Origin of the sequence: Micromonospora sp. NPDC049366, from assembly GCF_044466625.1 — a bacterium.
Taxonomy (GTDB): Bacteria; Actinomycetota; Actinomycetes; order Mycobacteriales; family Micromonosporaceae; genus Micromonospora.
The window spans coordinates 166386-192938 of record NZ_JBITMV010000012.1 but is presented as its reverse complement, the minus strand read 5'-3'; the positions used below and the strand labels follow the sequence as shown (position 1 = coordinate 192938).

The window sequence follows — 26553 nt, the reverse complement described above, 5'->3', positions numbered from 1 at the left end:
GCCCGCCCCCGCGCTGCGGGGACGGGCGCCGACGGTCGGACGCGACAGTCAGTCGTCGCCCTGGAAGTAGCTCAGCAGGCGCAGGATCTCGAAGTAGAGCCACACCAGGCTGACCAGGATGCCGAAGGCGGCGACCCAGGAGTAGCGCTGCGGCAGGCCCATCCGGACGCCGTCCTCGATCTCCTTGAAGCTGAGCACGAAGCTCAGCGAGGCGACCACGATGCAGACCAGGCTGAAGCCGATGGCCAGCGGGCTGCCGTCGCGCAGGCCCGTGTTGACCCCGAACAGGGACAGCACGAAGTTGATCAGCATCACCGCGAACAGGCCGACGATCGCCGCCGTCACGCCCTTGACGAACGCGGGGGTCGCCCGGATGGCCCGCACCTTGTAGAGCATGGCCATCAGGAAGAAGATGCCGAAGCTCGCGACCGCGGCCTGGAGCACGATGCCGTCGTAGAACGACTCGAAGAACTTGCTGACGACGCCGACGAAGACGCCCTCGACGACGGCGTAGGCGACGACGAGCGCCGGGTTGGCCATCCGCGAGAACGAGATGATCAGGCCGAGGACCAGCGTGACCATCGCGGCACCGATCCAGGCGGCACCGAGCAGCGCGTCGGGGACCAGCACCCAGGCGGCGGCGGCCATGACGCCGACGATGCCGAGCAGGGTGACGGTCTTGACCACCACGTCGTCGATGGACATGGGCGCCACGGTCGGCGGCGCGGCCGGGTAGCCGGCCTCGGTCGGATACTGCTGGGGAATGCCGGGCGCGCCGTACGGCCCGGTCGGGGCGTACCCGGCGGAGCGCTCCCGCTCGGCCGCCTGGCCGAGCCGGGCGAGCACCGGGTTCGAGGTCTTCACTTTCTGGCCTCCCTCAGGGGGTCGTGTGCACGTGAACGCGCACACACAAGAGTAAACGGCCACGCCCATCCATGGAGATCACCGAGGGGACGAGGAGGCAGAAATGTGCGGTGCCCGGGGCGGGGGTCGAACCCGCACGCCTTGCGGCAGCCGCTTTTAAGGCGGCCGTGTCTGCCGTTCCACCACCCGGGCAGGGCGGCACCGGGGCGTCGACACGCCGCGGTGCAGTGTCACGGTAACCGGTCCGCCGCCACCCGGCGCACCCCGTCCCGGCTGCCACACTAGGGTCGATGCCGTGAGCAGCGCAGCCCCCACGGCCCCCGACGCCGCCCCTGAGCAGGCTCTTCGCCTCGCCGACCCCGCCGCCCGCCGGCCCTGGACGGCGCGACTGCTGGCCGTCCTCGGGCGCCACCGCGCGGACCTGGCGGTCGCGCTGCTCTTCGCCCTGCTGGCCGGATGGCTCACCCACGGGCTGTGGCCGTCGCCCGGTTCCCGGACGCTGGCCCTCAACCCGGAGGACCAGGCCCTCTACGAATGGTTCCTCGCGGTCGACGCGCGGGCCCTGCTGGGCGACTTCGGGCTGCTGACCGACCGGCTCAACGCACCGGACGGCGTGAACCTGATGGCCAACACGACGGTCATCGCGCTCGGTGTCATCTTCGCGCCGGTCACCCTCCTGCTCGGCGCGCCGGTCACCTTCGCCATGCTGGCGGCGGCCAACCTGGCCGGCACCGCGATCGCCTGGTATCTGCTCTACACCCGCACGCTCGGCGTCCGCCGGCTCGCCGCCGGACTCGGCGCCGCGCTCTGCGGCTTCGGCCCGGGGATGGTCTCGCAGACCAACAGCCACCTGCACATGACCGCGCAGTGGCTGGTCCCGGTCATCGTCTGGCTGGTGGTGCGGCTGCTGCGGGCCGCCGACCCCGAGCGGGTGGGGCCGACCGATCCGGCGGACGGTACGGCCGTCGTGCTGGGACCGGACCGCCGCCGCATCGTCAGCTCCGCCGCCGGCCTCGCCGCGGCGATCACCGCCCAGGTCTTCATCGGCGAGGAGGTGCTGTTCCTCGCCGCGCTCACCCTGCTGGTCATGGCGGTCAGCTACGCGGCGGTGGACCGGGACCTGGCCCGTCGTGCGCTTCCCGGCTTCGCCGGCGGGATGGGGATCGCCGCCGGGCTCGCCCTGCTGGTGCTCGGCTACCCACTGTGGTTCCAGTTCGCCGGCCCGCAGGGCGTCGCCGACGGCATGTTCAGCCCGCACTACTTCTCGGCAGACCTGCGCGGCTGGTGGACGATCTCACCGCTCTCCGTGGCCGGCGGCGACGAGGCGGCGCGGCTCACCACCGGCCCGGCCGAGTACAACACCTTCCTCGGCTGGCCGCTGCTGCTGGTCACCGCCGGCTGCGCGGTCTGGCTCGGGCGCCGCCGGCTCGCGCTCGCCTGCACGGTGGCCGCGCTGGTGATGGGCGCGCTCTCCCTCGGCCCGTCCGTGGTGCTCAGCGGTACGCGTACCGGCGTGCCCGGCCCGTACGCCCTGCTCGCCGGCCTGCCGGTGGTGGACGGGGCGCTGCCGATGCGGTTCGCCCTCGCGGTGCTGCCGCTGGCCGCGACGCTGCTGGTGCTCGCCGTCGACCGGGCCCTGCGCGGCACCGGCCGGGCGCGGCGACTGGTGCCGGCCGCGGTCGGCGCGGCGCTGCTCCCGCTCTTCCCGACGCCGCTGCCGACCGCCGACCGGCCCCCACTGCCGGAGTTCATCACCGGCGGTCACTGGCGGCAGTGCGTCCAGCCGGGCGGCGTCCTCGTGCCGGTTCCGCTGCCCACCCCGAAGGAGCCCTGGCCGATGCGCTGGGCCGCCGCCGCGGACGCCGGTTTCGGGATGCCGGAGGGCTTCTTCATCGGGCCGTACGGGCGGGGTGGCAGCGCCGCCATGGGCACCTACAAGCAGCCCACCTCCGCCCTGTTGGCCGAGGTGGCGCGGCGGGGCGACCAGCCCGCGATCGGCGACGAACAGCGACGCCAGGCCGCCAGCGACGCGGACTTCTGGGGCGCCTCCTGCGTGGCCCTGGCCGACGACGCCCCGCACGTGGAGAGCCTGCGCAGCACCCTGGAGCAGCTCTACGGCCCGTCGACCCGGATCGCCGACGCCTGGATCTGGCGGGTCTGACGGCTCCGGCCGACACGCGAAGGCCCCCGCCCGCCGGAGCGGGAGGGGGCCTGTCGTCGTGGGGCCGACGGACGGTCAGCGCTGGCCGGCACCGACCGGCTGCGACGCCTCCGAGAACTCCTCGCGCGGGTCGTGCAGCTGCCCGAGGGCGACCACCTCACGCTTGAGGAAGAAGGCCAGGGACCAGTCGACGACGACCCGGACCTTCCGGTTGAAGGAGGGAATCCGGCTCATGTGGTACGTCCGGTGCATGACCCACGCCGGCCAACCGGTCATCTTGATCCCGTAGACCTGGGCGACGCCCTTGTGCAGGCCGAGGCTGGCCACGCTGCCGGCGTGCTTATGCCGGTACTCGACCGGCTCCCGGCCACGGATGACCTCGCGGATGTTGTCCGCCATCCGGGCGGCCTGGCGCACCGCGTGCTGGGCGCTGGGCGAGCAGTACGCCCCGGGCGGGCCGGTCAGGTCCGGGACGGCGGCGCAGTCGCCCGCGCTCCACGCGCCCTCGACGACCCGGTCACCGTCGACCACCTGCAGGGTGGGCAGGCAGGTGATCCGACGCCGCTCGTCGCGCGGGAAGTCCGTCTTGTCCAGCAGCGGCGACGGCTTGACGCCCGCCGTCCAGACGATCGTGTCGGCGGTGAAGCTGTCCCCGTCGGAGAGCTTGACCACGCCGTCGACGCAGGACTCCAGCCGGGTGTCCAGGCGGATGTCCATGTTCCGCTTCAGCAGCTGCTGCACCGTGTAGGCGCCCATGTCCCGATCGACCTCGGGCAGCACCCGCTGGGTGGCCTCGACCAGCACCCAGCGCATGTCCTCCGGCTTGAGCTCCGGGTAGTAGCGCAGGGCGTCGCGGGCCATGTCCTCCATCTCGGCGAGCGCCTCGATGCCGGCGTAACCACCGCCGACGAACACGAAGGTCAGCGCCCGGCGGCGCACCTCCGGGTCGGGCGTGACGGCCGCGACGTCGAGCCGCTCCAGCACGTGGTTGCGGAGGTAGATCGCCTCGCCGATGGTCTTGAACCCGATGCCGTGCTCGTGCAGGCCGGGAATCGGCAGGGTGCGGGAGACGGAGCCGGGGGCGACGACCACGTGGTCGTACGCGATCTCCCGGGCCGGCCCGGTGAGCGGCTGGACCGTCGCGACCTTGCGGTCGTGCTCGATCTTGGTGACCGCACCAGCCACCACCGTGCACTTCCGCAACTCGCGCCGCAGCGGCACCACGGAGTGTCGGGGGGAGATGTTGCCGGCGGCTGCCTCCGGCAGGAACGGCTGGTAGGTCATGTGCGGCTGTGGGTCCACCACGATGACCTCAGCCTCACGGGAGCTGAGCTTCTTCGACAGGCGCAGGGCGGCGTACAGGCCGACATGTCCCCCGCCCACCACAAGGATCCGCTTCGGATTCACGTCATCTATCTTTCCCCGGGGTGCTCGGCTAATCCCATCCGCGTCCCCCTTCTGTGACCGAGCACAACCACTGTGACCTGCGCAACGTTCGTGAAGCGCCGGTCAGCGTCGCCGTTGCAGCCATCCGAGCAGCCCCGCCACACCCACCGCCACCAGCAGCCCGGCGACCGTCGCCAGCTGGTAGCCGGCGCCTCCGCCCAGGTCGGGGAGCTCCATGAGCAGCACACCGAGCACGAAGGTGGCGAGGAGCACCCCGGCGGCCCGCACCAGCCACCGCGTGACGAGCTCCGGCTCGACCACCGCGTCGTACGGCAGCAGGGCGGCCAGCGCGCAGAGCGTGTGGGTCAGGTAGAGCACGCCGGCCACGGCGAGCAGCCGCCACAGGGTGATCGGCCGTCCGTACCCGTCGACGGAGATCAGCCAGCCGCCCACGGTGACCAGCGCCGTGAAGGTCGGCCAGACCCGGCGCGGCCCGAACGCGGGCAGCACCGCCACCAGCACCAGGGCACCGAGCCGCTGCCCGTAGAGCACCTCGGCGGGGAAGGCCAGCACGAAACCGGCCAACGCGGTGAGGAACACCCCGACCCGGATCAGCAGCGGGATCGGACCGATCCGGCCCGCCGCCGTACGCACCGCCCGCACCCGCTCGGTGACCGCGTCGATCATCGCGCACCCACCCTCGGCGCGGTGGCCAGCCGGGCCACGTCACGCAGCACCTGGTCCAGGCTCCCCGCGCCGGCCCAGCGCACCACCGGCACGCCGTGTTCGCGGAGCTGGGCGATCATCGTGTCCCGGTCCAGCCGCCACAGCCGGTACGCCACCTCGGCCCAGCCCCGGTCCTTCGGCGGGCTGAGGTCGGCGGGCAGGGTGTCCACCGCCACCACGAACCGCCCGGAGCGGGCCAGCCGGGCCAGCATCTGGGCCGACCGTTCGTCGAGCAGCGGGGTCAGCACCACCACGAGCGCGTCCGCGGCGAGCAGCTGCGGGCCGAAGACCTGCTCGTACGGCTCGTGGGAGCTGGCCTCGACGTGGACGTCGAGCAGCCACTCCAGCACGGTCAGGTACTGGCGCCGGCCGGTCGCCGGGCGCAGCCGGCGGGCGCTCGGCCCGTACTCCAGCAGCGACACCCGGTCACCCCGGTGCAGGTAGTGCTCGGCGATCGCGGCCGCCGCCCGGACGGTGGTGTCCAGCACGGACGCGGCGCCGTCGACCCCGCCCGACCGGCCCGCCTCCGCCAGCACGTCGAGCAGCACCACCACCTCGGCGTCCCGGTCGGAGAGGGTCGACGCCACGTGCAGTTGCCGGGCCCGCAGGGAGACCCGCCAGTCGATGCGGCGCAGCCGGTCACCCGGCGCGAAGACGCGTACGCCGGCCAGCTCGCCGCCCTCACCCGGACGCCGCGAGTGGTGCGCGCCCACCAGGCCGGCCGCCCGGGGCATCGCCTCCACCGCGTCGAACGGCTCCGTCTTCGGATACACCCGCACCCGGACCGGCTCGGTGATCACCGCACGGGAGACCAGCAACCCGCCGGCCGTCGCGACCCGGGCGCCCGCCGGACCGACCCGGTGCCGCCCCCAGCGCAGCGCGGTGCCGGTCAGCTCCAGGTCGACCGCCGACGCGGCGGGCACCGACGTGACGAACGGCCGGTCCGCGCCCGACCGGCCACCGGCCGCCGGCGTGCCGGCGAAGGCGATCCCGTCGACCCGCAGCCACGGCGAGACCCGGGTGCGCAGCACCGCCACGTCGTAGTCGACGTCGTCGGGGTTGCCGACCGTCACAGCGCCGGTCAGCTCCCCGCCCTCGACCAGGTGGCCGTCGTCGGCGCCCACCCACACCTGCGGCGCCGCCACAGGGCGGCGGCGTAGCGCGTACGCGGTGCCGAGCGCGAACGGGGCCGCCAGCACGATCAGGTCGACACGCCCGAGGACCACCGCGGCCACCAGCAGCAGTCCGGTGATCAGGACGGCACGGCCGAGCGCCCGGGTGGGCACCCAGCCGGCGCCCTCCGGTTCCTGCTGCGGCACGGTCGGCCCGGTCATCAGCGCTGGAGCCCGCCCGCGTAGCTGGGCAGGGCGCCGCTGGCCGGCGCCGGGGTGCCCTCCAGCACCTCACCGACCACGAAGGACGGATCGACCCGGCGCAGCCACATCTCCGGCCGCAGCGTGATCCGGTGCGCCAGCGCCGGCACCGCCACCTCCTTGACGTCCTCGGGCACCACGTAGTCGCGGCCGGCGAGGACGGCCCGCACCCGGGACAGCAGCAGCAGCGCGAGCGAGCCACGCGGTGACGCGCCCACCAGCACCGACGGGTGTTCCCGGGTGGCCGCGGCGAGCGACACGATGTAGCGGCCGATGGAGTCCTCGACCACCACGTCCTCCAGGGCCGCCTGCATCGAGCGCAGGGTCGCGGCGTCCACCACCGGCGTGATCTGGGCCTCCTCACGGCGGCGGGCCATCCGGCGGCGCAGCACCTCCCACTCCTCCTCGTGCTCCGGGTAGCCGAAGGAGACCCGCAGCAGGAACCGGTCGAGCTGCGCCTCGGGCAGCGGGTAGGTGCCCTCGTACTCGACGGGGTTGGCGGTGGCCAGCACGTGGAACGGCTCGTCCAGCCGGTAGGTGACGCCCTCCACCGAGACCTGCTTCTCCTGCATCGCCTCCAGCAGCGCCGACTGCGTCTTCGGCGGCGTGCGGTTGATCTCGTCGGCGAGGAGGAGGTTGGTGAAGACCGGGCCGGCCCGGAACGAGAAGTCGCCGCTGCGCTGGTCGTACAGGAACGAGCCGGTGACGTCGGCGGGCAGCAGGTCCGGGGTGAACTGGAGGCGACGGAAGTCCAACCCGAGCGCCTGGGCGAAGGAACGCGCGGTGAGCGTCTTGCCCAACCCGGGCAGGTCCTCCAACAGGACGTGGCCGCCGGCCAGGATCCCGGCGAGGACGAGCTCCAGGGCGTCCCGCTTGCCGACCACGACCGTGCCGACCGCGTCCAGCACCGCCTGGGCGAGGTGACCCACCTCGGCGGCGGGCATGCTCCGGTCCACGTCCTTCATCAGATCTTCTCCAGTTCGGCGACGATCACCGCGAGGTCGCGCGGCGACGGGGTGCGTCGGGGCGGGGTCTCCAGGAAGGTCCAGAGCCGCTCCCCCAGCAGGGCACGGGCCCGGACGGGATCCGAGTCGCGGGTGACGCCGTGCTTCAGGCGCAGCCGCTCGTCGGCGAGTTCGCCGAGGCGGGGCAGGATGGTGCCGGTGAACCGCTCGGGCCGGGTCGCCGACCAGTCCAGCGGCACCTCCCAGCCGTTGATCGCGCTGCGCAGCGCGTCCCGCGCGTTCCAGTTCCAGGTGCCGTCCCCGGCTTCGGCGGCACGGGCCCGCGACGCCGCCGACGGCGGCGGAGGTGGCGGCGGCGCGAGGGCGGCGACCACCCGACGGACGGCGAACACCGCGGCCACGCCCGCGATCAGGATGAGCAGCGAGACGCGCAGGCCCACCGCGCGCAGGCCGACCACCAGCACGACCACGACGGCCGCGACCCCGGCGAGGGCGCGCACCGCCTGCCCGGTCCGGCTGCCCCGCTCCCGCTCGTCCCGGCGGGTCCGGTCCTCCTCGAACGTGAGAAGGTCGTCGATACTCGCGCTGCCGCTCATGACGGCGCCCCGCCCACGGTGGCGGCGGTCAGCTCACCGCGAAGTCGGCGCAGCGCGGCGCGCGCCTGGTCGCGGGTGCGTTCGTCGACCGGCCGGGTGGCGTAGCGGGCCTCCCGGTAGACCTGGGCGAACTCGGCCAGCACGTCGGCGCTGACGATCGCCGGCACGCCGGCCGCCTCGTCGCCCCGCAGCAGCCGGGTGACCAGGTCGGTGGGGGTATCGCCGGCCAGCCGCGGCACACCGGCCGCGGCGGCGGCCTCCTCCAGGCGGACCCAGCAGGCGATGACGGCGACGCGCGGGTCGGTGGACCGGTCGTCGAGGTCGACCAGGCCGGCGTCGACGGCGGCCACCACCTCGTCGGTGGCGCCACCGGCCCGGTGGCGGGGCCGCTGACGCGGCAGCGACCGGGTGGCCCGGCGCATCCCGCCCCGGATCAGCACCCAGGTCAGATAGCCGAGAACGCCGAGGACGGCCAGCCCGAGCAGGACGAGCGCGGCGGTGAGGATCCACTGCGGCACGTGCAGCGGGGTGGGGTCGCGGGGCTCGACCGGGATCGACGGCTCCGGCTCCATCGTCGGATATTCGGGCACCAGGGGCACGTTGTCCACACCGGGCGGGATCCGGGCGGCCCCGATCGACGAGTGCCCGGCGGCCAGTGCGGCGGCGGCCAGCAGCAGGGCCACCACGCCCACCGGCCACCAACGACGGACCAGCCCGAGACCGGATCGGACGCCGCCCTGCGCCGCCGGGGGGTACGGCGTGGGCCGACGCGTGCCGTCCGTCATCGCCACCACCCCACGCGGGTCAGTCCACCCCGGCCAGCTGTCTGGCCCGGGCGAACACGTCGTCCAGCATTCCTGGTGTCAGCCGTCCCGTGAAGGTGTTCTGCTGGCTGACGTGGTAGCAGCCGAGCAGATCCGGTCCGGCCGTGCCGGACCAGTGTGCCCCATGGGTGAAGGTGGGTCGCGGACTGGGCGGGCGCACGCCGTACACCTGGCGAAGCGTCGGCCACCACGCCGCCCATGCGAAGGCGCCCAGCGCGACCACGACCCGCAGCGTGGGCCGGATCAGCGACACCTCGCGGTGCAGCCACGGTGCGCACGTGTCCCGCTCCCCCGGTGTCGGCTTGTTGTCCGGCGGGGCGCAGCGCACCGCCGCGAAGATGCGCGTGTCGCGCAGGGCGAGGCCGTCGTCGGCGGCGACGCTGGTCGGCTGGTTGGCGAGGCCGGCCCGGTGCAGCGCGGCGAAGAGCACGTCACCCGAGCGGTCACCGGTGAAGATCCGGCCGGTGCGGTTGCCGCCGTGCGCGGCCGGGGCCAGGCCGAGGATGGCGATGCGCGCGTCCGGTGGACCGAAACCGGGCACGGGACGGCCCCAGTACCGCTGGTCGCGGAAGGCCGCCCGGCGGGTCCGGGCGACCTCTTCCCGCCAGTCGACCAGGCGCGGGCAGGCGAAGCAGTCGCTCACCGCCGCGTCGAGGTCGGCCAGGTCGGTCGACCGCGCCGCGCGGTCGACCACGTCCCGGGGCGTACGCGACTCAGCCAAGCTTGGCCCGGAACAGTTCGAGGGTGCGGGCCCAGGCGGTGGCGGCGGCCCGCTGGTCGTAGTTCTCCGGCCGGTCCTCGTTGAAGAAGGCGTGCGCGGTGCCCGGATAGTCGTGCGTCTGGCAGGTGCCGCCGGCGGTCTCGATGGCGCGACGGACGGTCTGCACACCCTCGTCCGCCGAGAGGCCGTCGGCCTCGGAGCAATGGATGAGGGCGGACTTGCCCGCGTAGTCGCTCCACTCGCCGGTCATGCCGTCCCACGGCAGGCGCGGGTAGAAGGCGGCGGTGGCGACGATCCGCTCGGACCGGGTGGCCGCCCACAGTGCCAGGCTGGCACCGGCGCAGAAGCCGGCGCAGCCGACCTTGTCGGTGACCTCGGCCCGGCCGGCGAGATAGTCGGCGGCCGCGGCGATGTCGCTGGCCGCCTCGTCCATCTGGGTGCTGTTCAAGATCTGCCGCGGCTCACTCGGCTTGCTCGCCGGGCCGCCGTGCCGGAAGTCCGGGGCGAGTGCCACGAAACCCGCCTCGGCGAACCGGTCCACCACCGCCCGCACGTGGGGCACGAGACCCCACCAGTCCTGGATGACGATGATCGCCGGGCTGGCCGCACCGCCGGAGGGTATCGCGAGATAACCCTCGCTCGTACCGCCGTTGCCGGCGAACCTCACCATCTCGCCCATCGGCCGTCCTCCTAGCGGTCAGTCATCGTTGGCTGGTCGCCCAGTGCCGGTAGCCTGCCACGCCGCGACCGCGCCGGGAAGACGCCGGAGCAGTGGCATTCACCTCCCGTTTGCCGAATGGTGACGGCACGTACGCCGACGGCGGCGCGGAAGGATCTCCGCGCCGCCGTCGGGCGGTGGTGATGTCGGACCGGCCGGGTCGGCCGGCGCCCGGGTCAGGCCTTCTTCGTCAGGCAGAGCAGGTAACCGGTCTTGCCGGGCTCGATGCTGTAGAAGAGGTAGCCGTCCTCACCCTCCTTGATGTACTGCTCGCACGCGGTGCCGGCCTTCGCCTGCGCCTCGGTCTGCCCGTCCACCCGGCCGACCACGTTGTACGCGGCGTCGGTGGAGGTGCAGTCGACGACCTTGGCGTTGTTGGCCTCCTCCTCCTCGGTGCCGGTGACCTCGGGCAGCTCGGCGATGCAGTCGCCGGCCTTGGCCTCGGCGGTGGCGTCCTTGTTGAAGTAGCTGGCGACGCCGAACTTCAGCCCCGCGATGACGAGGGCCACGAGGATCGCGCCGACGATGCCGAGCGCCTTCTTGCCGCCGCCGGACTTCTGCGCCTGCGGGGCCGCCGGGGGCTGCTCGACCGGCTGGCCGGCGGGCTGGGGCTGCGCGGCCGGCTGGGACTGCTCGGGGCTGGCCGAGGGGGGCGGAGCGACCTGCTCTGACACGGGGGTTCCTTCCGAGGGATAGATGAGCAGACGACACCGTAGCGATGATCACCCTCGGCCCGCCGCCCCGCGAACCTCATCCGTTCAGCTATTTCCCAGCTTGTTCAGCTTCTTCTCAGCAACGGGTGTGACGAGAAACTCCCGGCCGTCACGGTGGGCGACGGCCGGGAGTGGTCGAGCGGTCTCAGCGGGTGGCGGCGGGCGTCGCGGTGGTGGGATCCGGGGTGCCGCCCGGGCCCGCCGTCGCACCCGGGCTCACCGTCACACCGGGGCTCACCGTCGCATCTGGACCAGCGGTGCCGGTGGGCTCCGGGGCGCCGCTCGCGGACGGGCTCTCCGTGGGCAGCGGCGGCAGCGTCGGCGGCTGGGCCGCCCTGGGCCCGCGGGGCGCGAAGGGCGCCTGGTCGGGGCAGTACGGGTAGGGCCGCAGCAGCGGGTTGGTGTCGAGGTCGGCCATGTCGACGCAGTCCGGGTAGCCGAGCCGGATCGGGTCGCCGTTCTGGTCGAACAGCCGCGCGTTCTCCACCAACCGGCCCTCGCTGTCGTAGATGAACACGTCCCGGACCTGGTCGTACGGGTTGTCCACGGAGATCGGGGAGTAGCCGTAGTCGTCGTATCCGGCGCGGTCCTCGGCCTGGCCGAGGGCGGCCAACGCGAAGACGACGAGCACGAGGCTGCTGGCGTGCAGGGCCCAGCGCGGCCAGCCACGCAGCCGCTCGGACCGGCGGCCGAGCCAGACCGACGCGAGCACGAGACCGACGAGCATGAGCAGCCCGGCGAGGAGTTCGCCGCCGAAGCGGGGCAACAGCCCGAAGCCGCCGCCGGTGCTGACCGTGGTGACCAGCATCGCCGCCAGGTAGCCGCGCAGCACCCACCAGGCGGGGCGCAGCAACCGCAGGAACTCGCTCGCCGTCGCGTAGCCCAGTGGTGGGCCGAGCCGGGCGTCCAGGCTGCGCAGCCCGCGGCGGACCCGCAGGGTGGCGGCGGCCAGTCGCCGGTCCAGGTTGCGTCCGCCGACGGTGGGCGCGCCGGCCGCGCTCCGTAACTCGGCGGCGTACGCCTCGGGCTGGCCGAGCCGGTCGACCAGCGAGCCGCCGTCCTCCGCGACCACCTCGGCGAGGTGGTCCGGCAGGTCCTCGGTCAGCTCGTCACGCACCGTCGACGGGAGGTCGGCCAGTGCCGCCCGGACCCGTCCGACGTAGTCGGAGATCTCCTGCTCCGTGACGGTCATGCCATCCCCCGATCGTCGAGCAGCGTGTCCATGGTGGTGGCGAACGAGCGCCAGAGCTTGCCGGAGCGGGTCAGCTGGTCCCGACCGGCGGCGTTGAGCGCGTAGTACTTGCGGTGCGGGCCCGACTCGCTCGGCACCACGTACGTGGTCAGGAGGCCGGCGGCGAAGAGGCGCCGGAGCGTCCCGTAGACCGACGCGTCGCCGACCTCGTCCAGGCCGGCCTCCCGCAGTCGCCGCAGGATGTCGTAGCCGTAGCCGTCCTCGTCGCGGAGCACGGCGAGCACGGCCAGGTCGAGCACGCCCTTGAGGAGCTGGGTCGTATCCACGCATCGCACGGTAGTGTGCAATGCGTAATACCGTCAAGAAGGCGCCGCCCCGCCACGCCGGACAGCGCGAACCGCTAGAGCAGGCTCCACGCGATGCCGTCGAGGATGTCGTGCTCGGAGGCGACCACCGACGGCATCCCGGCCCGCTCCATGATCACTCGGAGCACCAGGGCGCCCGCGCCGATCACGTCCGCCCGACCCGGGTGCATCACCGGATTCGCCAACCGCTGCTCCCGGGTGCTGCCGAGCAGGTCGGCCGTCACCTCGGCGACCTGCTCGTACGAGACCCGCGCGTGATGGATGCGCTCCGGGTCGTACGCCCGCAGGCCCTGTGCGATGGCGACCACGGTGGTGACGGACCCGGCCAGCCCGACCAGCGTCGCGGCCTGCCGCCCGGGCACCACGTCGAGCGCGCGGTCGACCGCGAGCGCGATGTCGGCCTGCGCGGCGGCGATCTCGTCCAGCCCCGGCGGGTCGCCGTGCAGGTGCCGCTCGGTCATCCGGACGCAGCCGATGTCCATCGACACCGCCGCCGACACCCCGCCCTCCCGGGTGCCGACCACGAACTCGGTCGAGCCACCGCCGATGTCCACCACCAGGAACGGCGGCTCCGCGTCGGCGGGCAGCCCGCGTACGGCGCCGGTGAAGGAGAGCCGCGCCTCCTCGTCCCCGGTGACCACCTCGGGTGCGACCCCCAGGGTCTGCTCCACCATCGCGCGGAAATCCTCCGCGTTGCTGGCGTCCCGGCTGGCCGACGTGGCGCACATCCGGACCCGCTCCGCGCCGAGCTTCTCGATCTCGGCCGCGTAGCTCGCCAACGCCACCCGGGTGCGCTCGATCGCCTCGGGCGCCAGCCGGCCGGTCCGGTCCACGCCCTGCCCGAGGCGGACGATCTCCATCCGGCGGGTCACGTCGGTCAGCGGCACCTCCGGCCCCGCCCCCGGGTCGGGCAGGTCGGCGACCAGCAGCCGGATCGAGTTGGTTCCGCAGTCGATGGCGGCCACGCGCGTCGTCACGAGGCCAACCCTACGGCAGGCGGCGCGCCGGCCCGCCGCAACCGGCACGCGCCCCACGACAGCCGGCCCCCGACGGGGACGCTCAGAGGCGCAGCAGCATCCGGGTGTTGCCGAGCGTGTTCGGCTTCACCCGCTCCAGGTCCAGGAACTCCGCGACGCCCTCGTCGTACGAGCGCAGCAGCTGCTCGTAGACCGGCTGCGGCACGGGCGCGCCGTCGATCTCGGTGAAGCCGAACGCGCCGAAGAAGTCGGTCTCGAAGGTGAGCACGAAGATGCGGGCCACGCCGATCTCGCGGGCCGCGTCGATCAGCTCGCCGACGATCCGGTGCCCGATCTTCCGACCCCGGAAGGCCGGGTCGACCGCCACCGTACGGATCTCGGCGAGGTCCTCCCACATCACGTGCAGCGCGCCGCAGCCGACCACGGCGTCGTCGTCGGCGCGCGCCGCGACCCGGAACTCCTGCACGTCCTCATAGAGCGTGACGGTCGCCTTGCTGAGCAGCCGCCGGTCGTCGGTGTAGGTGTCCACCAGCCGGCGGATCCCCCGCACGTCCCGGGTGCGGGCGCGGCGAACCACGATCTCGTCGGTCACCGGCGCGCTCACTCGGTCGCCGGCACGTCCACGCACGGCCCGGCCGTCCACCACGGCTCGACCAGCGCCAGCGTCTCGTCGCCGAACGGGTTGATCCCGGGCCCGGCGGCGAGCGCGTGACCCAGGTGCACGTGCAGACACTTCACCCGGCCCGGCATGCCACCGGCCGAGATGCCGGCGATCTCCGGCACCTCGCCGATCGCCTCACGCCGCGCGAGGTAGTCCTCGTGCGCCGCCCGGTAGTGGGCGGCCAGCTCCGGGTCGGCGGCGAGCCGCTCGGCCATCTCCTTCATCAGCCCGGCCGACTCCAGCCGGCTGCACGCCCCGGTCGCCCGAGGACAGGTGAGGTAGTAGAGCGTCGGGAACGGGGTGCCGTCGGCCAGCCGCGGCGTCGTCTCGACCACGTCGGGCAGGCCGCACGGGCACCGGTGGGCCACCGCCCGGGTGCCGCGGGGCGGGCGCCCGAGCTGCGCGGCCACCGCGGCCAGGTCGGCCTCGGTGGCCGGTTCCCGCTTCGGCGGGGTCACGGAATCCGCCGCCGGCTCCTGCGGTGGTACGACAGTCACGGTGCCCATCTCTCGTTTCGGTGCGCGGTCGGTGCTCAACCGGTCGGCTGCTCGTCGTTCGCGGCCCGGACGCTGGACCACAGGGTGTCGTACCAGGGGTCGGGCGTGACCGGGCCGGCGGAGGTGCCGTGACCCGCGTCCCGGGCGGCGCCCGCCGGATCGTCGAGCACGATCACCAGCTTCTCGCCCGGTCGCCCCATGTAGAACCGTTGCCGCGCCTGCGCCTCGATGAACGCCTTGTCCTGCCACTTGGCGGCCTCTTCGGACAGGCCGGCGATCAGCTTCTCCTGCGCCGCCTGCGCGGCCTCCATCCGCTCGATGTCCGCCTGCTGGTCCAGGTAGACGCGGACCGGATAGGTGTACGCCAGGGCGAGCGCGATGAGCACCGCGAAGAGCACGGTGGCCCGCCCGGTGAGGCGTCGGGGGTGGGGTGCGGACAGCCGCCTGACCGTGCCGCCCGCGCCGCTGCGCCGGGCCGCGGCCGGGCGGTTCGCGGAGCGTACGCCCTCGGCGCCCCGGCTGGCCCCCGGCGCGCGACCGGCGGCACCGCGCGGCTCGGCGCGGACGCCGGCCTCCCGGAGCGATGCCCGGGCGCCGCGGGCCCCGCCCGGCCGGCCGGACTGGCCGGGCCGGCGGGCGGGACGCTGACCACCCGGTGTGCGGCGCTGCTGCATCGTCACACCCCTCCCCCGAGGCCTCGCGGGTATCAGGCCGAACGGTAGCGCGGGAAGGCACCCACGCCGGCGTACCGCGCCGCGTCGCCCAGCTCCTCCTCGATGCGGAGCAGCTGGTTATACTTGGCGACCCGGTCCGAACGGGCCGGAGCGCCGGTCTTGATCTGGCCGCAGCCGGTGGCCACGGCGAGGTCGGCGATCGTGGTGTCCTCGGTCTCGCCGGAGCGGTGGCTCATCATGCACTTGAAGCCCGCCCGGTGGGCCAGGTCCACCGCGTCGAGGGTCTCGGTGAGCGAGCCGATCTGGTTGACCTTCACCAGCACCGCGTTCGCGGCCTTCTCGGCGATGCCACGGGCGATCCGCTGCGGGTTGGTGACGAAGAGGTCGTCGCCGACGATCTGGACCCGGTCGCCGATCGACGCGGTCAGCGTCTGCCAGCCGGTCCAGTCGTCCTCCGCCAGCGGGTCCTCGATCGACACGATCGGGTACTCGTCCGCCAGCTTGGTGTAGTAGTTGCTCATCTCCTCGGCGGACTTCGCGGTGCCCTCGAACGTGTAGGTGCCGTTGTCGAAGAACTCCGTCGCCGCCACGTCGAGCGCGAAGACGATGTCGGTGCCGAGCCGGTAGCCGGCCTTCTCGACCGCCTCGGCGATCAGGTCCAGCGCGGCGGCGTTGGTCGGCAGGTTCGGCGCGAAGCCGCCCTCGTCACCGAGGCCGGTGGAGAGGCCCTTCTTCTTCAGCACCGACTTCAGCGCGTGGTAGACCTCCGCGCCGGAGCGCAGCGCCTCGCGGAAGGTGGGCGCGCCGATCGGCGCGATCATGAACTCCTGGATGTCGACGTTGGAGTCCGCGTGCGCGCCGCCGTTGAGGATGTTCATCATCGGCACCGGCAGCAGGTGGGCGTTCGGGCCGCCCAGGTAGCGGAAGAGGCTCAGCTCGGCGCTGCCGGCCGCCGCCTTCGCCACCGCGAGGGAGACCCCCAGGATGGCGTTCGCCCCCAGCTCGGCCTTGGTGTCCGTGCCGTCGATGTCGAGCATCTTCTGGTCGATGAGGCGCTGCTCGCTGGCCTCGTAGCCGATGATCTGGTCGACGATGCGGTCCTCGACGTTGGAAACCGCCTTCTCGACGCCCTTGCCCTGGTAGCGGTCGGCGTCACCGTCGCGCAGCTCCAGCGCCTCGAAGGCGCCGGTGGACGCGCCGGAGGGCACTGCGGCGCGGGCCACCGTGCCGTCGTCCAGGCCGACCTCGACCTCGACGGTCGGGTTACCCCGCGAGTCGAGAATCTCCCGGGCGACGATTCCCTCGATGGTTGCCACTGATGTCGCTCCTCGTATGTGTGTTCCGGTCCGTGCGGGCCGCGACGGTGCGGCTGAGGAAGGTGTTGAACGCAGCGTATCGGTCGGCGCTGGAGCGCGGGCCGTGCGGTGCCACGGAGCGTGGTCCGAAACCTGCCCGACCGCCCGCCGTGGAGGGACATTCCCGGATTCTCCGGCCTCAACCGGCAACGAGTTTGCATCGCGTGGACCCGATCTATCAGGCTGGGCGGCATGCCCGCCGCTTCGACCACTCTCCGCATGCTCGCCGTGTCGGTCATCGCGTCGCTCACGGTCACCGGCTGTCAGGCCCTCGACGACGCCGGACGGACGATCGGGCGGGCCGAGCTGGTCAACGACCTCGCCGCTCGCCTCGACCGCGCGCTGGAGCTGACCTACTCGGCCGACTACCAGTTGCCCGGTGGGCAGACCGCCTCGATCGCGCAGGCGCAGGACCCGGCCCGCTCGGCGTACCGCTACCCCGGTGGGCAACTCACCGTGGCCGAGGACGCGACTACGCAGTGTGAGGCGAGCGGCGCCCGGACGACGTGCACCCTCGCCGCTCCCCCGGTGCCCGGCAGCAAGCCCTCGGTGGCCGTCTTCGCCGAGGCGAAGCGCCGTGGGCTGCTCACCCCGCCGCTCGTGGTGGGGATGCTGACCAGCGCCGCGCTCGACCCGGCGGCGGTCGTCGAACAGAGTGACACCACCGTCGCGGGCCACCACGCCACCTGCGTCGACGTCAGCCGCTCGACCGGCGACTTCTCGGCCTGCGTGACCACCGACGGGGTGCTCGGCAGCTTCACCGGCCGGGTCGACGGCACACCGATGGAGCTGACCCTCAGCCGCTACTCGGAGACCGTCGACGGCACGGCGTTCGACCTGCCGCAGGGCGCCGGCGTGGTCGACCGGCGGACGACCACCTCCTGACCACCGCCGGCGGCCTCTCCGGCCCGTCCGGTGGTCCGCGCCGTTCGGAGCCGCCCGGCGGGTCAGACGCCGAGCAGGGTGCGCAGGTGGCGCGGCGGCGGGCAGTCGTGGGCCAGCATCGCGTCGTGCCAGTCCCGCAGCGACACGTCGTCCGGGCGGGCCGCCGCGATCTCGGCGAGCTCGGTGTAGCCCACGAAGTACGTCGACAGCTGCGTCGAGGTCAGCAGCGCCCGACGCCACTTGCCGGCCGCCTCGCCCTCCTCCTGGAAACCGCGCCCGGTCATCAGCGCCATCGCCTCGGCCTCGGGCAGGTCCTCGCAGTGCACCAACTGGTCGAGCAGCGCGTTGATGGTCATCCGTAGCTGCATCTTGAGCTGCTGCAGCCGCACCGGCAGGCCGCCGAAGCCCCGCCCGACCATCAGCTCCTCGGCGTGCACCGCCCAGCCCTCGATGAACGGGCCGGAGCGGGCCAGCGCGCGTACCCGGGTCGAGCCGACGTGACGGCGGGCGTGGGCGAGCTGGAGGAAGTGCCCCGGCATCGCCTCGTGGACGGTCAGGTTGCGGATCATGTGGTCGTTGTACTCGCGGTAGAACGACTCGACCCGGTGCGCCGGCCAGTCCGCCGGGGTCGGCGCGATGCAGTAGAACGTCGGCACGTCCGCGGTCTCCAGCGGGCCGGGCGCGTCGCAGTAGGCGACCGCCACCCCCCGGGCGAACTCCGGCATCTCCTGGATGACGCACGGGTCGTCGACCAGGGTGACCAGGTCGTGGGCGCGGACGAAGTCGGTCGCCTCGTCCAACGTCACCGCGGCCAGGTCGACGATGGTGTGGTCGTCCGGGTGCTCGGCGGCGAGCAGGCCCAGCGCCCGGCGTACGGTCTCGTCGTCGGCCGGCCCGCCGACCAGCTCGACCGCCGCCTCGCGGATCTCCTCGGTGACCCGCTCCAGGTTGGCCCACGCCCGCCGTTGGATCTCGGCGGCGCCCAGCTCGGTGTCGAGGGTGTGCCAGAGTCGCGCCTCCCACAGCCGCCGGCCCAGTCGCGGGTCGCGGCCCGGGCCCGCGTCGGCGGCGAGGCCGGCGCGCAGCCAGGCGACGAACTCCTCGATCGCGGCGACGGCCGCGGTGGCGGCCGGCTCCACCCGGTCGTGCAGGGTGGGCTCCTGGGCGAGCAACGCCGGCACCTCATCGCGGATCAGGGCGGCGGCGCCGGTGAACTGGCCCACCGCGGTCTCCGCGTGGACGCGGGGCATGTCGCGTAGCGTCCCCCGGGCGATGGCCAACGCGTCCGGCACGGCCGCGAGGCGACCGGCCAGCTGGGTGAGCCGCACGTCCGCCGGGGCGTACGGGCGGGCGACGATCGCGTGCAGCAGCGGGCCCGGGTTGTGGCGCAGCGGATCCCACTCGTACGCCCGGATCTCGCTCAGCTCGAACAGCTCCCGGTCGACCAGGGCGCTGAGCAGGGCGTGGTCGACCTGCTCCTCGACCTCCAGCGACTCGGCGTCCAGCTCGGACAGCGCGTTGGCGGCGTCGGTGAGCATCGCCCGATCGGCGGTGCGGCCGTCCGGTGAGAGGTCGGGCAGCCGGTCGTCGTACCGGTGGTCCCCGGCGGAGCTGGCCAGCCCGGGCCGGCTCTCGAGCAACGCGTCAACGATCCGCTCAGCCAACGGCGCAAACGATTCCACCCGCCGACCCTACCGGCCCCGCCGCAGCCCCGACACCATTGCGTTGATCATGAAGTTATTGCCACAACACGCCGGTGTCGACGGCGATAACCTCATGATCAGCCGGGGTTGGTCGGTGGTGTCAACCGGGGTTGGTTGAGGGTTGGTCGGGGTTTTCGGCGGCGCGGACGGCTTCGGCGTAGGCCAGGGTCGTGCGGCGCAGCGCCGCTTCGGGGTCCAGGTCGGCCTCGCGGGCCGCGGCGACCGTGGCGAGCAGGCTCGCCCCGAGGCGGGCCTCCGGGTCCACCTGGTTCTGCGCGAGCGGCGGCGGCACGGCCAGCCCGATCCGACCGGCCCGTTCCAGGATCTGCGCCGCGAGGGCGAGCGCCGGCTGGCTGAGCGCCACCCCGTCGAGCACAGACCCCCGCGGCTTCTCCGTGCGCTTGATCCGCTCCCAGTTGGCGGTGATCTCCTCCAGCGAGCCCGCCTCCGCGCCCGCGAACACGTGCGGGTTGCGGCGGATCATCTTGTCGACCAGGTCACCGGCGACGTCGTCAACCGACCACCGCTCGCCCTCCGGCAGCTCCTCGGCGAGCCGGGCGTGCAGCACCACCTGGAGCAGCACGTCCCCCAACTCCTCGCGGAGCGCGTCGGTGTCCCCGGCGTTGATCGCGTCGTAGGCCTCGTAGCACTCCTCCAGCAGGAACCGGGCCAGGCTCTGGTGGGTCTGCGCCCGCTTCCACGGATCGCCACCGGGCGAGGCCAGCCGGTCCATCACCGTGACCGCGTCGAGCAGCCGGGCGCCCGGCGGATCCCACGAGCCGTACATCAGCTCCAACTCGGCCAGGCCCGGCTCCCGCGCCAACCGCAGCCCCAACTCCCGGGCGACCGGTTCGTCGCCGGACGGCCCGGCCAGCCAAACCGCCGTGCCGTGCGCGGCCACCGCGTCCAGCAGCGCCTGGGTCACGCCCTCGGTCACCACGCTGACCCGGGCGCCGGCCGTGCGGATCGCCACCGTCGACTCGCTCTCCGCGCCGGTCAGCACCGGCGCGGAGCGTACGACGTCCCAGGCGGCGGCGGTCAGCAGCCCGGCCGGCAGTCGGGGCGACGTGACCAGCAGGACGATCCGACCCGCCATCTCAGCTTTCCGTGCCCGGGGCCTCCGGAGCCGCGCTCGACGCAACCGGCTCCGGGGTGGACACCGCGGTCACCGCGGGGCCCTCCTCACCGAGCGGCACGCTGACGGCGGGCACCCCGGCCTCGAAGCTGAGCAACGGGTACACCAGCGGACGGTAGCGGGGGTTGACCGAGACGTCGTAGGCGTCGGCCGCCTCGACGAGGGTCTTGCGACTGGCCAGCGCCGCCCGCAGCTGGTCGCCGTCCAACCGGCTGGCGGCCTGCTCGTCGGTGAATTCGGCGGGGATGGCCCCGGCGGCCCGCCCGATCTCGATGATCTTGTCTAGCTCCGCCTTGGTGGGCGCGACGGGCTGCGACCCCGGCACACCGGACATGCAGGTGTGCAACTCGGCGAAGCGCTTCACGTAGACGGCCTCCGCCGGGAGCGCCGTCTGCTGGGCCACCTGCTCGGGGCTCACCTGCCCGCGCGGCTGGTAGCCGTTGTCGGCGGAGAGCTGCCGGCACACGTCGAGCAGCACCAGGGTGGTCACCACCTCGCTCCGACTCACCTGCGGCGCCCCGGGCTGCGCCGGATCCGCCGCCTGCTCCTCGTCCGCCGACGGGCTCGCGGTGACCTCGGGCCGCAGCTCCTCGACGATCGAGGTCACCTGCTCCTCCGTGATCCGGTGGTCACCGACATAGGCGGCGACTCCCGGTTCGGTACGGCAACCGGCAAGGGCGACGAGACCGACCGCCACGCTGGCGACGGCGACAAGACGGCGAGCACGCATGACGGTCACTCTCTCACGCCAGCACCCGATGTTGTGACGCCCCCCACCCCGAGGGCCTGGGCACCACGACCAGGAAGGTGCCGCCGCCACCCGGGCGCCGACACCTTCCTCAATCGGCAGGAGCCTGACGCGTCAGGCGCTCGCCCCCGCCGGGACGGCCGGGGCCGGCTCGCCGAGCACGTCGGAGAGGAGCTGGGCGCACCACTCCAGCAGCGCCTGGTCGCGCAGCGGCTCGCCACCGACCCGGCGGGTGCTCGGCCGCGGCACGCTGACCTGGTCGGTGGCCTGCTTGTAGACCGAGTCCGGGTGGTAGCGCTTGAGCCGCATCTGCTTCGAATCCGGCAACGGCAGCGGACTGAACCGCAGGTGCTTGCCCTGCATGCTGACGTCGGTGAGCCCATAGCGGCGGGCCAGCAGTCGGAATCGGGCCACCGCGACCAGGTTCTGCACCGGGGCGGGCGGCTCACCGTAGCGGTCGGTCATCTCGGCGACGACCTCGCGCAGCCGCTCCTCGTCGCGCGCCTCGGCGAGCTTGCGGTACATCTCCAGCCGCAGCCGCTCCACCCCGACGTAGTCGTGCGGCAGGTGCGCGTCGACCGGAAGGTCGATCTTGACATCGACCTCCTCCTCCGGACGCTCCCCCTTGAACGCCTGCACGGCCTCGCCGACCATCCGCACGTACAGGTCGAAGCCGACGCCCTCGATGTGCCCGGACTGCTCACCGCCGAGCAGGTTGCCGGCGCCCCGGATCTCCAGGTCCTTCATGGCGACGTACATGCCGGCGCCCAACTCGGTGTGCTGGGCGATGGTGGCCAGCCGCTCGTGCGCGTTCTCGGTGAGCGGCTTGTCGGCCGGGTAGAGGAAGTAGGCGTACGCCCGCTCCCGGCCCCGGCCCACCCGGCCCCGGATCTGGTGCAGCTGGGCCAGGCCCAGCAGGTCGGCCCGCTCCACGATCAGGGTGTTGGCGTTCGGGATGTCGATGCCGGACTCCACGATGGTCGTGCAGACCAGGACGTCGAACTCCTTCTCCCAGAAGCCGACCATGACCTTCTCGAGCGCCTCCTCGCTCATCTGACCGTGCGCCACCGCGACCCGCGCCTCGGGCACCAGCTCCCGGATCCGCCGCGCCGCCCGATCGATCGACTCCACCCGGTTGTGCAGGTAGAAGACCTGACCGTCACGGAGCAACTCGCGGTGGATGGCGGCGGCCACCTGCCGGTCGTCGTACGCCCCGACGGCCGTGAGCACCGGGTGCCGCTCCTCCGGCGGCGTGGCGATGGTGGACATCTCGCGGATGCCGGTGATCGCCATCTCCAGCGTCCGCGGAATCGGGGTGGCCGACATGCTCAGCACGTCGACCGAGGCGCGCATCGTCTTCAGGTGCTCCTTGTGCTCGACGCCGAACCGCTGCTCCTCGTCGACGATCACCAGCCCGAGGGACTTGAACCGGGTCGCCGCCTGCAGCAGCCGGTGGGTGCCGATGACGATGTCGGCCGTGCCCTCGGCGGCCATCGCCAGGGTCTGCTCGGCCTCCTTCGGCGTCTGGAACCGGGACAACTGCCGGATGGTCACCGGGAACTGGCTCATCCGCTCGGCGAACGTGTTGTAGTGCTGCTGCACGAGGAGCGTCGTCGGCACCAGCACGGCCACCTGCTTGCCGTCCTGGACCGCCTTGAACGCCGCTCGGACCGCGATCTCCGTCTTGCCGTAGCCGACATCACCGCAGATCAGCCGGTCCATCGGGACCGTCTGCTCCATGTCCCGCTTGACCTCTTCGATCGCCGCCAACTGGTCGGGCGTCTCCTGCCAGGGGAACGCGTCCTCCAGCTCCCGCTGCCAGGGTGTGTCCGGGCCGAAGTTGTGCCCCTTCGACGCCTTCCGCGCGGCGTACAGCTGGATCAGCTGCGCGGCGATCTCGCGGACCGCCTTGCGGGCCCGGGCCTTCGACTTCTGCCAGTCCGAACCGCCCATCTTGTGCAGGGTGGGCTGCTCGCCGCCGACGTAGCGGCTGAGCTGGTCGAGCTGGTCGGTGGGGACGAAGAGCCGGTCGCCCGGCTGACCCTTCTTGCTCGGGGCGTACTCGATGACCAGGTATTCCCGGGAGGCGCCGTTGACCGTACGCTGCACCAGCTCCACGTAGCGGCCGATGCCGTGCTGCTCGTGCACCACGTGGTCGCCGGCCTTCAGCTCCAGCGGGTCGATCGTGTTGCGCCGCCGGCTGGGCATCTTGCGCATGTCGCGGGTGGACGCGCCCCGCCCGCCGGTGAGGTCGTTGCCGGTGAGCAGGACGAACCGGGACGCCTCGTCGACGAAGCCGGCGCCCAGCGACCCGCAGGCCACCAGCAGCTCGCCGGGGACCGGCGCCTCCGGCACCGTCTCGGTGAGCCGGGCGCCCAGCCCGGCGTCGCGCAGCACCTCCACGGCCCGTTGGGCGGGGCCGTGCCCCTCGAAGACCAGCGCGATCGACCAGCCCTCGACCGACCAGCGCTTCAAATCGTCCACGACCCGGGCGGTCTCCCCGTGGTAGAGCGGCGCCGGCTGCGCGGCCAGCGTCACCGCGATCGCGTCGTCCGGGGTGACGCCGACCTCCTCCGGCGCGTCCTCCCACGGCTGGCGTGCCGGAGCGGCCTCCGCCTCCGCCAGGCCGAACGGCGACAGCGTCCACCACGGCTGGCCCCGCTTGCCGGCGGCCGCGCGGACGTCCGCCAGGCTCCGGAAGGCGGCGGCGCCCAGGTCGACCGGGGCCTGACCACCGACGGCGGCGGCGGCCCAGCTGGCCTGGAGGAACTCCTCGGAGGTACGCACCAGGTCGTGCGCCCGGGTGCGGATCCGCTCCGGATCGCAGAGGATCACGTGGGTGCCGGCCGGCATGGTGTCCAACAGCAGCTCCAGGCTCTCGTCGCCGAGCAGCGCCGGCACCAGCGACTCCATCCCCTCGACCGGGATGCCCTCGGCCAGCTTGTCCAGGATCTCGGCCAGCTCCGGGTGCTGCTCGGCCAGCGCCGCGGCCCGCCGGCGCACCTCGGGGGTGAGCAGCAGCTCGCGGCACGGGGGCGCCCAGAGCTGGGCGACCTGCTCGATCGTCCGCTGGTCGGCGACCGCGAAGGTGCGGATCTCCTCCACCTCGTCGCCCCAGAACTCGATCCGGGACGGGTGCTCGTCGGTGGGCGGGAAGACGTCGAGGATGCCGCCGCGCACCGCGTACTCGCCGCGCTTGGTGACCAGATCGACCCGGGCGTACGCCATGTCGGTGAGCCGGCGCGCGACCTCCTCCAGGTCGGCCTCGACCCCGGCGGCGAGCTGCACCGGCTCCAGGTCACCGAGCCCCTTCAGCTGCGGCTGCAGCAGCGAGCGAACCGGCGCGACGACGACCCGCAGCAGCCCGGTGCGGCCGTGCGCGTCGGCCGCCTCCGGGTGGGCGAGCCGGCGCAGCACGGCGAGCCGGCGGCCGACCGTGTCCGAGCGGGGCGACAGCCGCTCGTGCGGCAGCGTCTCCCAGGACGGGAAGACCGCCACCTGCTCGGCCGGGAGCAGACTGCCCAGCGCGGCGGCCAGGTCGTCGGCCTCCCGGGTGGTGGCGGTCACCGCCAGCACGGGTCGCCCGGCACCCCCGCCCGCTCCACGCGCCGCGGCCCGGTCGACGGCCTTCGCGGCGCGGTCGGCGGCGGTGGCTGCGGTGTCGTCGGCGGGGTCGGCCGCGACGGCGGCCACCGCGAAGGGGCGCAGCGCCGGCGGCGCGGTGATGTCCAGCCCGTCGACCTGCGCGGCACCGGAGCGCGCCAGGTCACGCGCCCGGGCCAGCCCGGGATCGGCCAGGGCGGCGGTGAACAGTCCGGTGAGCATGTGATCACTTCCCGCGAAGTCGACGCGCGTGGTGCGGCTCGGCGCACACGACTGATCCCCCGCGTCCGGCCGGACGGGGGGTGCACGACTGCCAGCCTATCTCCGGTAACCGACACCCACCCGTCTCCCGCGACAGCGCCCCGGCGCCGGTGTCCGGGCAGCACCGCGCGACTTCGGGGAAGTTGTGGCCTCTCGTCGGCCTCGACACCACCACGTCCGAGATGTTGTGCGGATCTTGACCCGAACGCGGCCGGTCAGTAGCGCACCGAGATCCGTCGCTCGACGGCGTCGACCCGCACCTCACCGCCGTACGGGATGATCAGCTGCGGGTCGGTGTGGCCGAGGTCGACGTCGAAGACCACGACCGGGTCGTCGGCGTACGCGGCCAGTGCCCGGTTCACGGCGGCTCGCTGGTCCTCGGCCCAGGCCCGCCGCTCGTCGAGCGTGTGCGGGCGGTCGAAGTCCCACGCCTTGGGTCGCCCCACCAGCACCGCCCGGAAGGCCGCGAGCAGACCACGCTCGCCCAGGTTGCGCAGGATGCGGAAGACCTCCGTGGCCGGGGGCAGCTCGTTGGAGGTCTCGAAGACCAGCACCGAGCCGGCCAGGTCGGCGGCGGAGGGGATCCGGTCCGCCGCCGCCAGCCAGTGCAGGATCTCCAGGCAGCCGCCCCAGGTGCGCCCCCGCACCACGGTCTCGGGGCCCTGCCAGCGCCAGCCCTCGCCGGGGATCATCACCGGCTCGTCCGCCAGCGTGGCCGGGTCCCGCCAGTCGTTCGGCTGGTCGCCCCACTCGCTGGCCGGGGTCAGCTCGTACCAGCCGGGGGTGAAGAGCGCCGCGCGCAGCGAGTCGAAGGTCAGCGGGTGCGGCGCGCCCGGCCGCCCGAGGTGCACCAGCACCGAACCGCCGTGGTAGCCGACGATGCCGAGGCGGTAGAGGTGGTTGAGGACGTTGGTGTTGTCCGAGTAGCCGAAGTAGGGCTTCGGGTTGGCGGCGATCACCCCGTCGTCCAGGTGTGGGGTGACCGTGATCAGGTCGTCCCCGCCGACGGTGGCGAGCACCGCGGTGATCGACGGGTCGGCGAAGGCGGCGGTGAGGTCCCGGGCCCGGTCACGCGGGTCGGCGCCCAGCACGCGGGTGGTCGGATACTCCACCGGCTCCAAGCCGAAGAGTTCGCGGAGGCGGCGCAGGCCCAGCTCGTACACCTCGGGGAAGATCGCCGGAAGCCCGGCGGACGGCGAGACGACGGCGACCCGGTCGCCGGGTCGCGGCTTCGGCGGATAGCGCGGTGGCACCATGATCGAAAGTTAGCCGGCCGGTCAAGGGGATTCGGCCGGTGGCCCAGATCACCCCGGCACGTCGAAGGCCGGACCAGCGGCGCAGCCGAAAGACGCGCCGACGGTGGAAGGCGATCTCCCGGGGCCCCTCCTTACATACCCGTCCGCGCGGATACCATCCAGGGAGTCGGACAGCGCTGTCCTTCGTAGCGACG

At 73.4% G+C, this 26553-nt stretch carries 23 protein-coding genes, 1 tRNA gene and 1 pseudogene; 2 read left to right on the top strand and 23 right to left on the bottom strand.

Features of this window, described 5'->3' with window-relative positions; all coding sequences use genetic code 11:
• Positions 1 to 48: 48 nt before the first annotated feature.
• Positions 49 to 864: a Bax inhibitor-1/YccA family protein gene (locus tag ACIBTV_RS18845; protein WP_396706451.1), complete on the bottom strand. Its 816-nt coding sequence runs from the start codon at positions 862 to 864 to the stop codon at positions 49 to 51.
• Positions 865 to 975: 111 nt separating this feature from the next.
• Positions 976 to 1056, bottom strand: a tRNA-Leu gene (locus ACIBTV_RS18840).
• Positions 1057 to 1159: 103 nt separating this feature from the next.
• Between ACIBTV_RS18840 and ACIBTV_RS18835 the strand changes: the two genes are divergently transcribed.
• Positions 1160 to 3025, top strand: coding sequence for a hypothetical protein (locus tag ACIBTV_RS18835; protein ID WP_396706449.1), 1866 nt, complete (start codon positions 1160 to 1162; stop codon positions 3023 to 3025).
• A gap of 75 nt (positions 3026 to 3100) precedes the next feature.
• Here the strand turns inward: ACIBTV_RS18835 and ACIBTV_RS18830 are convergent, their stop codons facing one another.
• The 16 genes from ACIBTV_RS18830 to eno all read right to left on the bottom strand — a co-directional run bounded on the left by ACIBTV_RS18830 (position 3101) and on the right by eno (position 16729).
• The gene (locus ACIBTV_RS18830) at positions 3101 to 4432 is read right to left on the bottom strand and encodes an NAD(P)/FAD-dependent oxidoreductase (RefSeq protein WP_396706448.1); all 1332 of its coding nucleotides are present in this window, start codon (positions 4430 to 4432) and stop codon (positions 3101 to 3103) included.
• 102 nt (positions 4433 to 4534) lie between these two features.
• Positions 4535 to 5095, bottom strand: a complete 561-nt coding sequence (locus ACIBTV_RS18825) for a hypothetical protein (RefSeq protein WP_396706522.1) — start codon at positions 5093 to 5095, stop codon at positions 4535 to 4537.
• The gene (locus ACIBTV_RS18820) at positions 5095 to 6471 is read right to left on the bottom strand and encodes a DUF58 domain-containing protein (RefSeq protein ID WP_396706446.1); all 1377 of its coding nucleotides are present in this window, start codon (positions 6469 to 6471) and stop codon (positions 5095 to 5097) included. The genes ACIBTV_RS18825 and ACIBTV_RS18820 overlap by 1 nt, the downstream gene beginning before the upstream one ends.
• Positions 6471 to 7475, bottom strand: coding sequence for an AAA family ATPase (locus ACIBTV_RS18815; protein WP_396706444.1), 1005 nt, complete (start codon positions 7473 to 7475; stop codon positions 6471 to 6473). Before ACIBTV_RS18815 ends, ACIBTV_RS18820 begins: the two co-directional genes overlap by 1 nt.
• A complete protein-coding gene (locus ACIBTV_RS18810) occupies positions 7475 to 8071 on the bottom strand; it encodes a hypothetical protein (RefSeq protein ID WP_396706442.1) in 597 nt (198 codons plus the stop codon). The genes ACIBTV_RS18815 and ACIBTV_RS18810 overlap by 1 nt, the downstream gene beginning before the upstream one ends.
• Positions 8068 to 8856, bottom strand: a complete 789-nt coding sequence (locus tag ACIBTV_RS18805; RefSeq protein WP_396706440.1) for a DUF4129 domain-containing protein — start codon at positions 8854 to 8856, stop codon at positions 8068 to 8070. Before ACIBTV_RS18805 ends, ACIBTV_RS18810 begins: the two co-directional genes overlap by 4 nt.
• Positions 8857 to 8875: 19 nt before the next feature.
• Positions 8876 to 9589, bottom strand: a complete 714-nt coding sequence (locus ACIBTV_RS18800; protein ID WP_396706438.1) for a uracil-DNA glycosylase — start codon at positions 9587 to 9589, stop codon at positions 8876 to 8878.
• A gap of 19 nt (positions 9590 to 9608) precedes the next feature.
• Positions 9609 to 10295 carry a dienelactone hydrolase family protein gene (locus tag ACIBTV_RS18795; protein ID WP_091592256.1) on the bottom strand — a complete coding sequence of 229 codons (687 nt, stop codon included), beginning with the start codon at positions 10293 to 10295 and terminating at the stop codon, positions 9609 to 9611.
• Between the two features lie 215 nt (positions 10296 to 10510).
• Positions 10511 to 11008: a hypothetical protein gene (locus ACIBTV_RS18790; protein ID WP_396706436.1), complete on the bottom strand. Its 498-nt coding sequence runs from the start codon at positions 11006 to 11008 to the stop codon at positions 10511 to 10513.
• Between the two features lie 184 nt (positions 11009 to 11192).
• Positions 11193 to 12239 (bottom strand): hypothetical protein, encoded by a 1047-nt coding sequence (locus tag ACIBTV_RS18785; RefSeq protein ID WP_396706434.1) that lies wholly within the window; start codon positions 12237 to 12239, stop codon positions 11193 to 11195.
• Entirely contained in the window at positions 12236 to 12565 is a 330-nt protein-coding gene (locus ACIBTV_RS18780; protein WP_396706433.1) for a PadR family transcriptional regulator, read from the bottom strand. Before ACIBTV_RS18780 ends, ACIBTV_RS18785 begins: the two co-directional genes overlap by 4 nt.
• A 74-nt stretch (positions 12566 to 12639) precedes the next feature.
• Positions 12640 to 13569 (bottom strand): exopolyphosphatase, encoded by a 930-nt coding sequence (locus ACIBTV_RS18775; protein WP_396706519.1) that lies wholly within the window; start codon positions 13567 to 13569, stop codon positions 12640 to 12642.
• Positions 13570 to 13663: 94 nt separating this feature from the next.
• Positions 13664 to 14173: an amino-acid N-acetyltransferase gene (locus tag ACIBTV_RS18770; RefSeq protein WP_396706431.1), complete on the bottom strand. Its 510-nt coding sequence runs from the start codon at positions 14171 to 14173 to the stop codon at positions 13664 to 13666.
• An 8-nt stretch (positions 14174 to 14181) separates the two neighbouring features.
• Positions 14182 to 14739: a DUF501 domain-containing protein gene (locus tag ACIBTV_RS18765; protein WP_396706429.1), complete on the bottom strand. Its 558-nt coding sequence runs from the start codon at positions 14737 to 14739 to the stop codon at positions 14182 to 14184.
• A gap of 35 nt (positions 14740 to 14774) precedes the next feature.
• The gene (locus tag ACIBTV_RS18760) at positions 14775 to 15413 is read right to left on the bottom strand and encodes a septum formation initiator family protein (RefSeq protein WP_396706517.1); all 639 of its coding nucleotides are present in this window, start codon (positions 15411 to 15413) and stop codon (positions 14775 to 14777) included.
• Between the two features lie 32 nt (positions 15414 to 15445).
• Positions 15446 to 16729 (bottom strand): phosphopyruvate hydratase, encoded by a 1284-nt coding sequence (gene eno, locus ACIBTV_RS18755; protein WP_396706427.1) that lies wholly within the window; start codon positions 16727 to 16729, stop codon positions 15446 to 15448.
• A gap of 231 nt (positions 16730 to 16960) precedes the next feature.
• Here eno and ACIBTV_RS18750 point away from each other — a divergent pair, with 231 nt between their 5' ends.
• Positions 16961 to 17653, top strand: coding sequence for a hypothetical protein (locus ACIBTV_RS18750; RefSeq protein WP_396706426.1), 693 nt, complete (start codon positions 16961 to 16963; stop codon positions 17651 to 17653).
• A gap of 62 nt (positions 17654 to 17715) precedes the next feature.
• On the opposite strand, the gene ACIBTV_RS18745 is transcribed toward ACIBTV_RS18750, so the two are convergent.
• The 5 genes and pseudogenes from ACIBTV_RS18745 to ACIBTV_RS18725 form a co-directional block, all read right to left on the bottom strand.
• A complete protein-coding gene (locus ACIBTV_RS18745) occupies positions 17716 to 19335 on the bottom strand; it encodes a DUF885 domain-containing protein (RefSeq protein WP_396706425.1) in 1620 nt (539 codons plus the stop codon).
• A gap of 121 nt (positions 19336 to 19456) precedes the next feature.
• The gene (locus ACIBTV_RS18740) at positions 19457 to 20452 is read right to left on the bottom strand and encodes a nucleoside triphosphate pyrophosphohydrolase (protein ID WP_396706424.1); all 996 of its coding nucleotides are present in this window, start codon (positions 20450 to 20452) and stop codon (positions 19457 to 19459) included.
• A gap of 1 nt (position 20453) precedes the next feature.
• Positions 20454 to 21221 (bottom strand): hypothetical protein, encoded by a 768-nt coding sequence (locus tag ACIBTV_RS18735; protein WP_396706423.1) that lies wholly within the window; start codon positions 21219 to 21221, stop codon positions 20454 to 20456.
• A gap of 132 nt (positions 21222 to 21353) precedes the next feature.
• A pseudogene (gene mfd / locus ACIBTV_RS18730) lies at positions 21354 to 24836 on the bottom strand (transcription-repair coupling factor); the annotation flags it as partial.
• Between the two features lie 482 nt (positions 24837 to 25318).
• On the bottom strand, positions 25319 to 26359 hold the full coding sequence (locus tag ACIBTV_RS18725; RefSeq protein WP_396706422.1) for a S66 peptidase family protein: 1041 nt from the start codon (positions 26357 to 26359) through the stop codon (positions 25319 to 25321).
• Positions 26360 to 26553: the final 194 nt, after the last annotated feature.

Excerpts from the sequence above, each read along its gene's own strand:
- ACIBTV_RS18820 (WP_396706446.1), bottom strand. The coding sequence starts at position 6,471 with ATGACCGGGCCGACCGTGCCGCAGCAGGAACCGGAGGGCGCCGGCTGG.
- ACIBTV_RS18815 (WP_396706444.1), bottom strand. The coding sequence starts at position 7,475 with ATGAAGGACGTGGACCGGAGCATGCCCGCCGCCGAGGTGGGTCACCTC.
- ACIBTV_RS18810 (WP_396706442.1), bottom strand. The coding sequence starts at position 8,071 with ATGAGCGGCAGCGCGAGTATCGACGACCTTCTCACGTTCGAGGAGGAC.
- ACIBTV_RS18805 (WP_396706440.1), bottom strand. The coding sequence starts at position 8,856 with ATGACGGACGGCACGCGTCGGCCCACGCCGTACCCCCCGGCGGCGCAG.
- ACIBTV_RS18795 (WP_091592256.1), bottom strand. The coding sequence starts at position 10,295 with ATGGGCGAGATGGTGAGGTTCGCCGGCAACGGCGGTACGAGCGAGGGT.
- ACIBTV_RS18785 (WP_396706434.1), bottom strand. The coding sequence starts at position 12,239 with ATGACCGTCACGGAGCAGGAGATCTCCGACTACGTCGGACGGGTCCGG.
- ACIBTV_RS18760 (WP_396706517.1), bottom strand. The coding sequence starts at position 15,413 with ATGCAGCAGCGCCGCACACCGGGTGGTCAGCGTCCCGCCCGCCGGCCC.
- ACIBTV_RS18750 (WP_396706426.1), top strand. The coding sequence starts at position 16,961 with ATGCCCGCCGCTTCGACCACTCTCCGCATGCTCGCCGTGTCGGTCATC.
- ACIBTV_RS18740 (WP_396706424.1), bottom strand. The coding sequence starts at position 20,452 with ATGGCGGGTCGGATCGTCCTGCTGGTCACGTCGCCCCGACTGCCGGCC.
- ACIBTV_RS18735 (WP_396706423.1), bottom strand. The coding sequence starts at position 21,221 with ATGCGTGCTCGCCGTCTTGTCGCCGTCGCCAGCGTGGCGGTCGGTCTC.
- ACIBTV_RS18725 (WP_396706422.1), bottom strand. The coding sequence starts at position 26,359 with ATGGTGCCACCGCGCTATCCGCCGAAGCCGCGACCCGGCGACCGGGTC.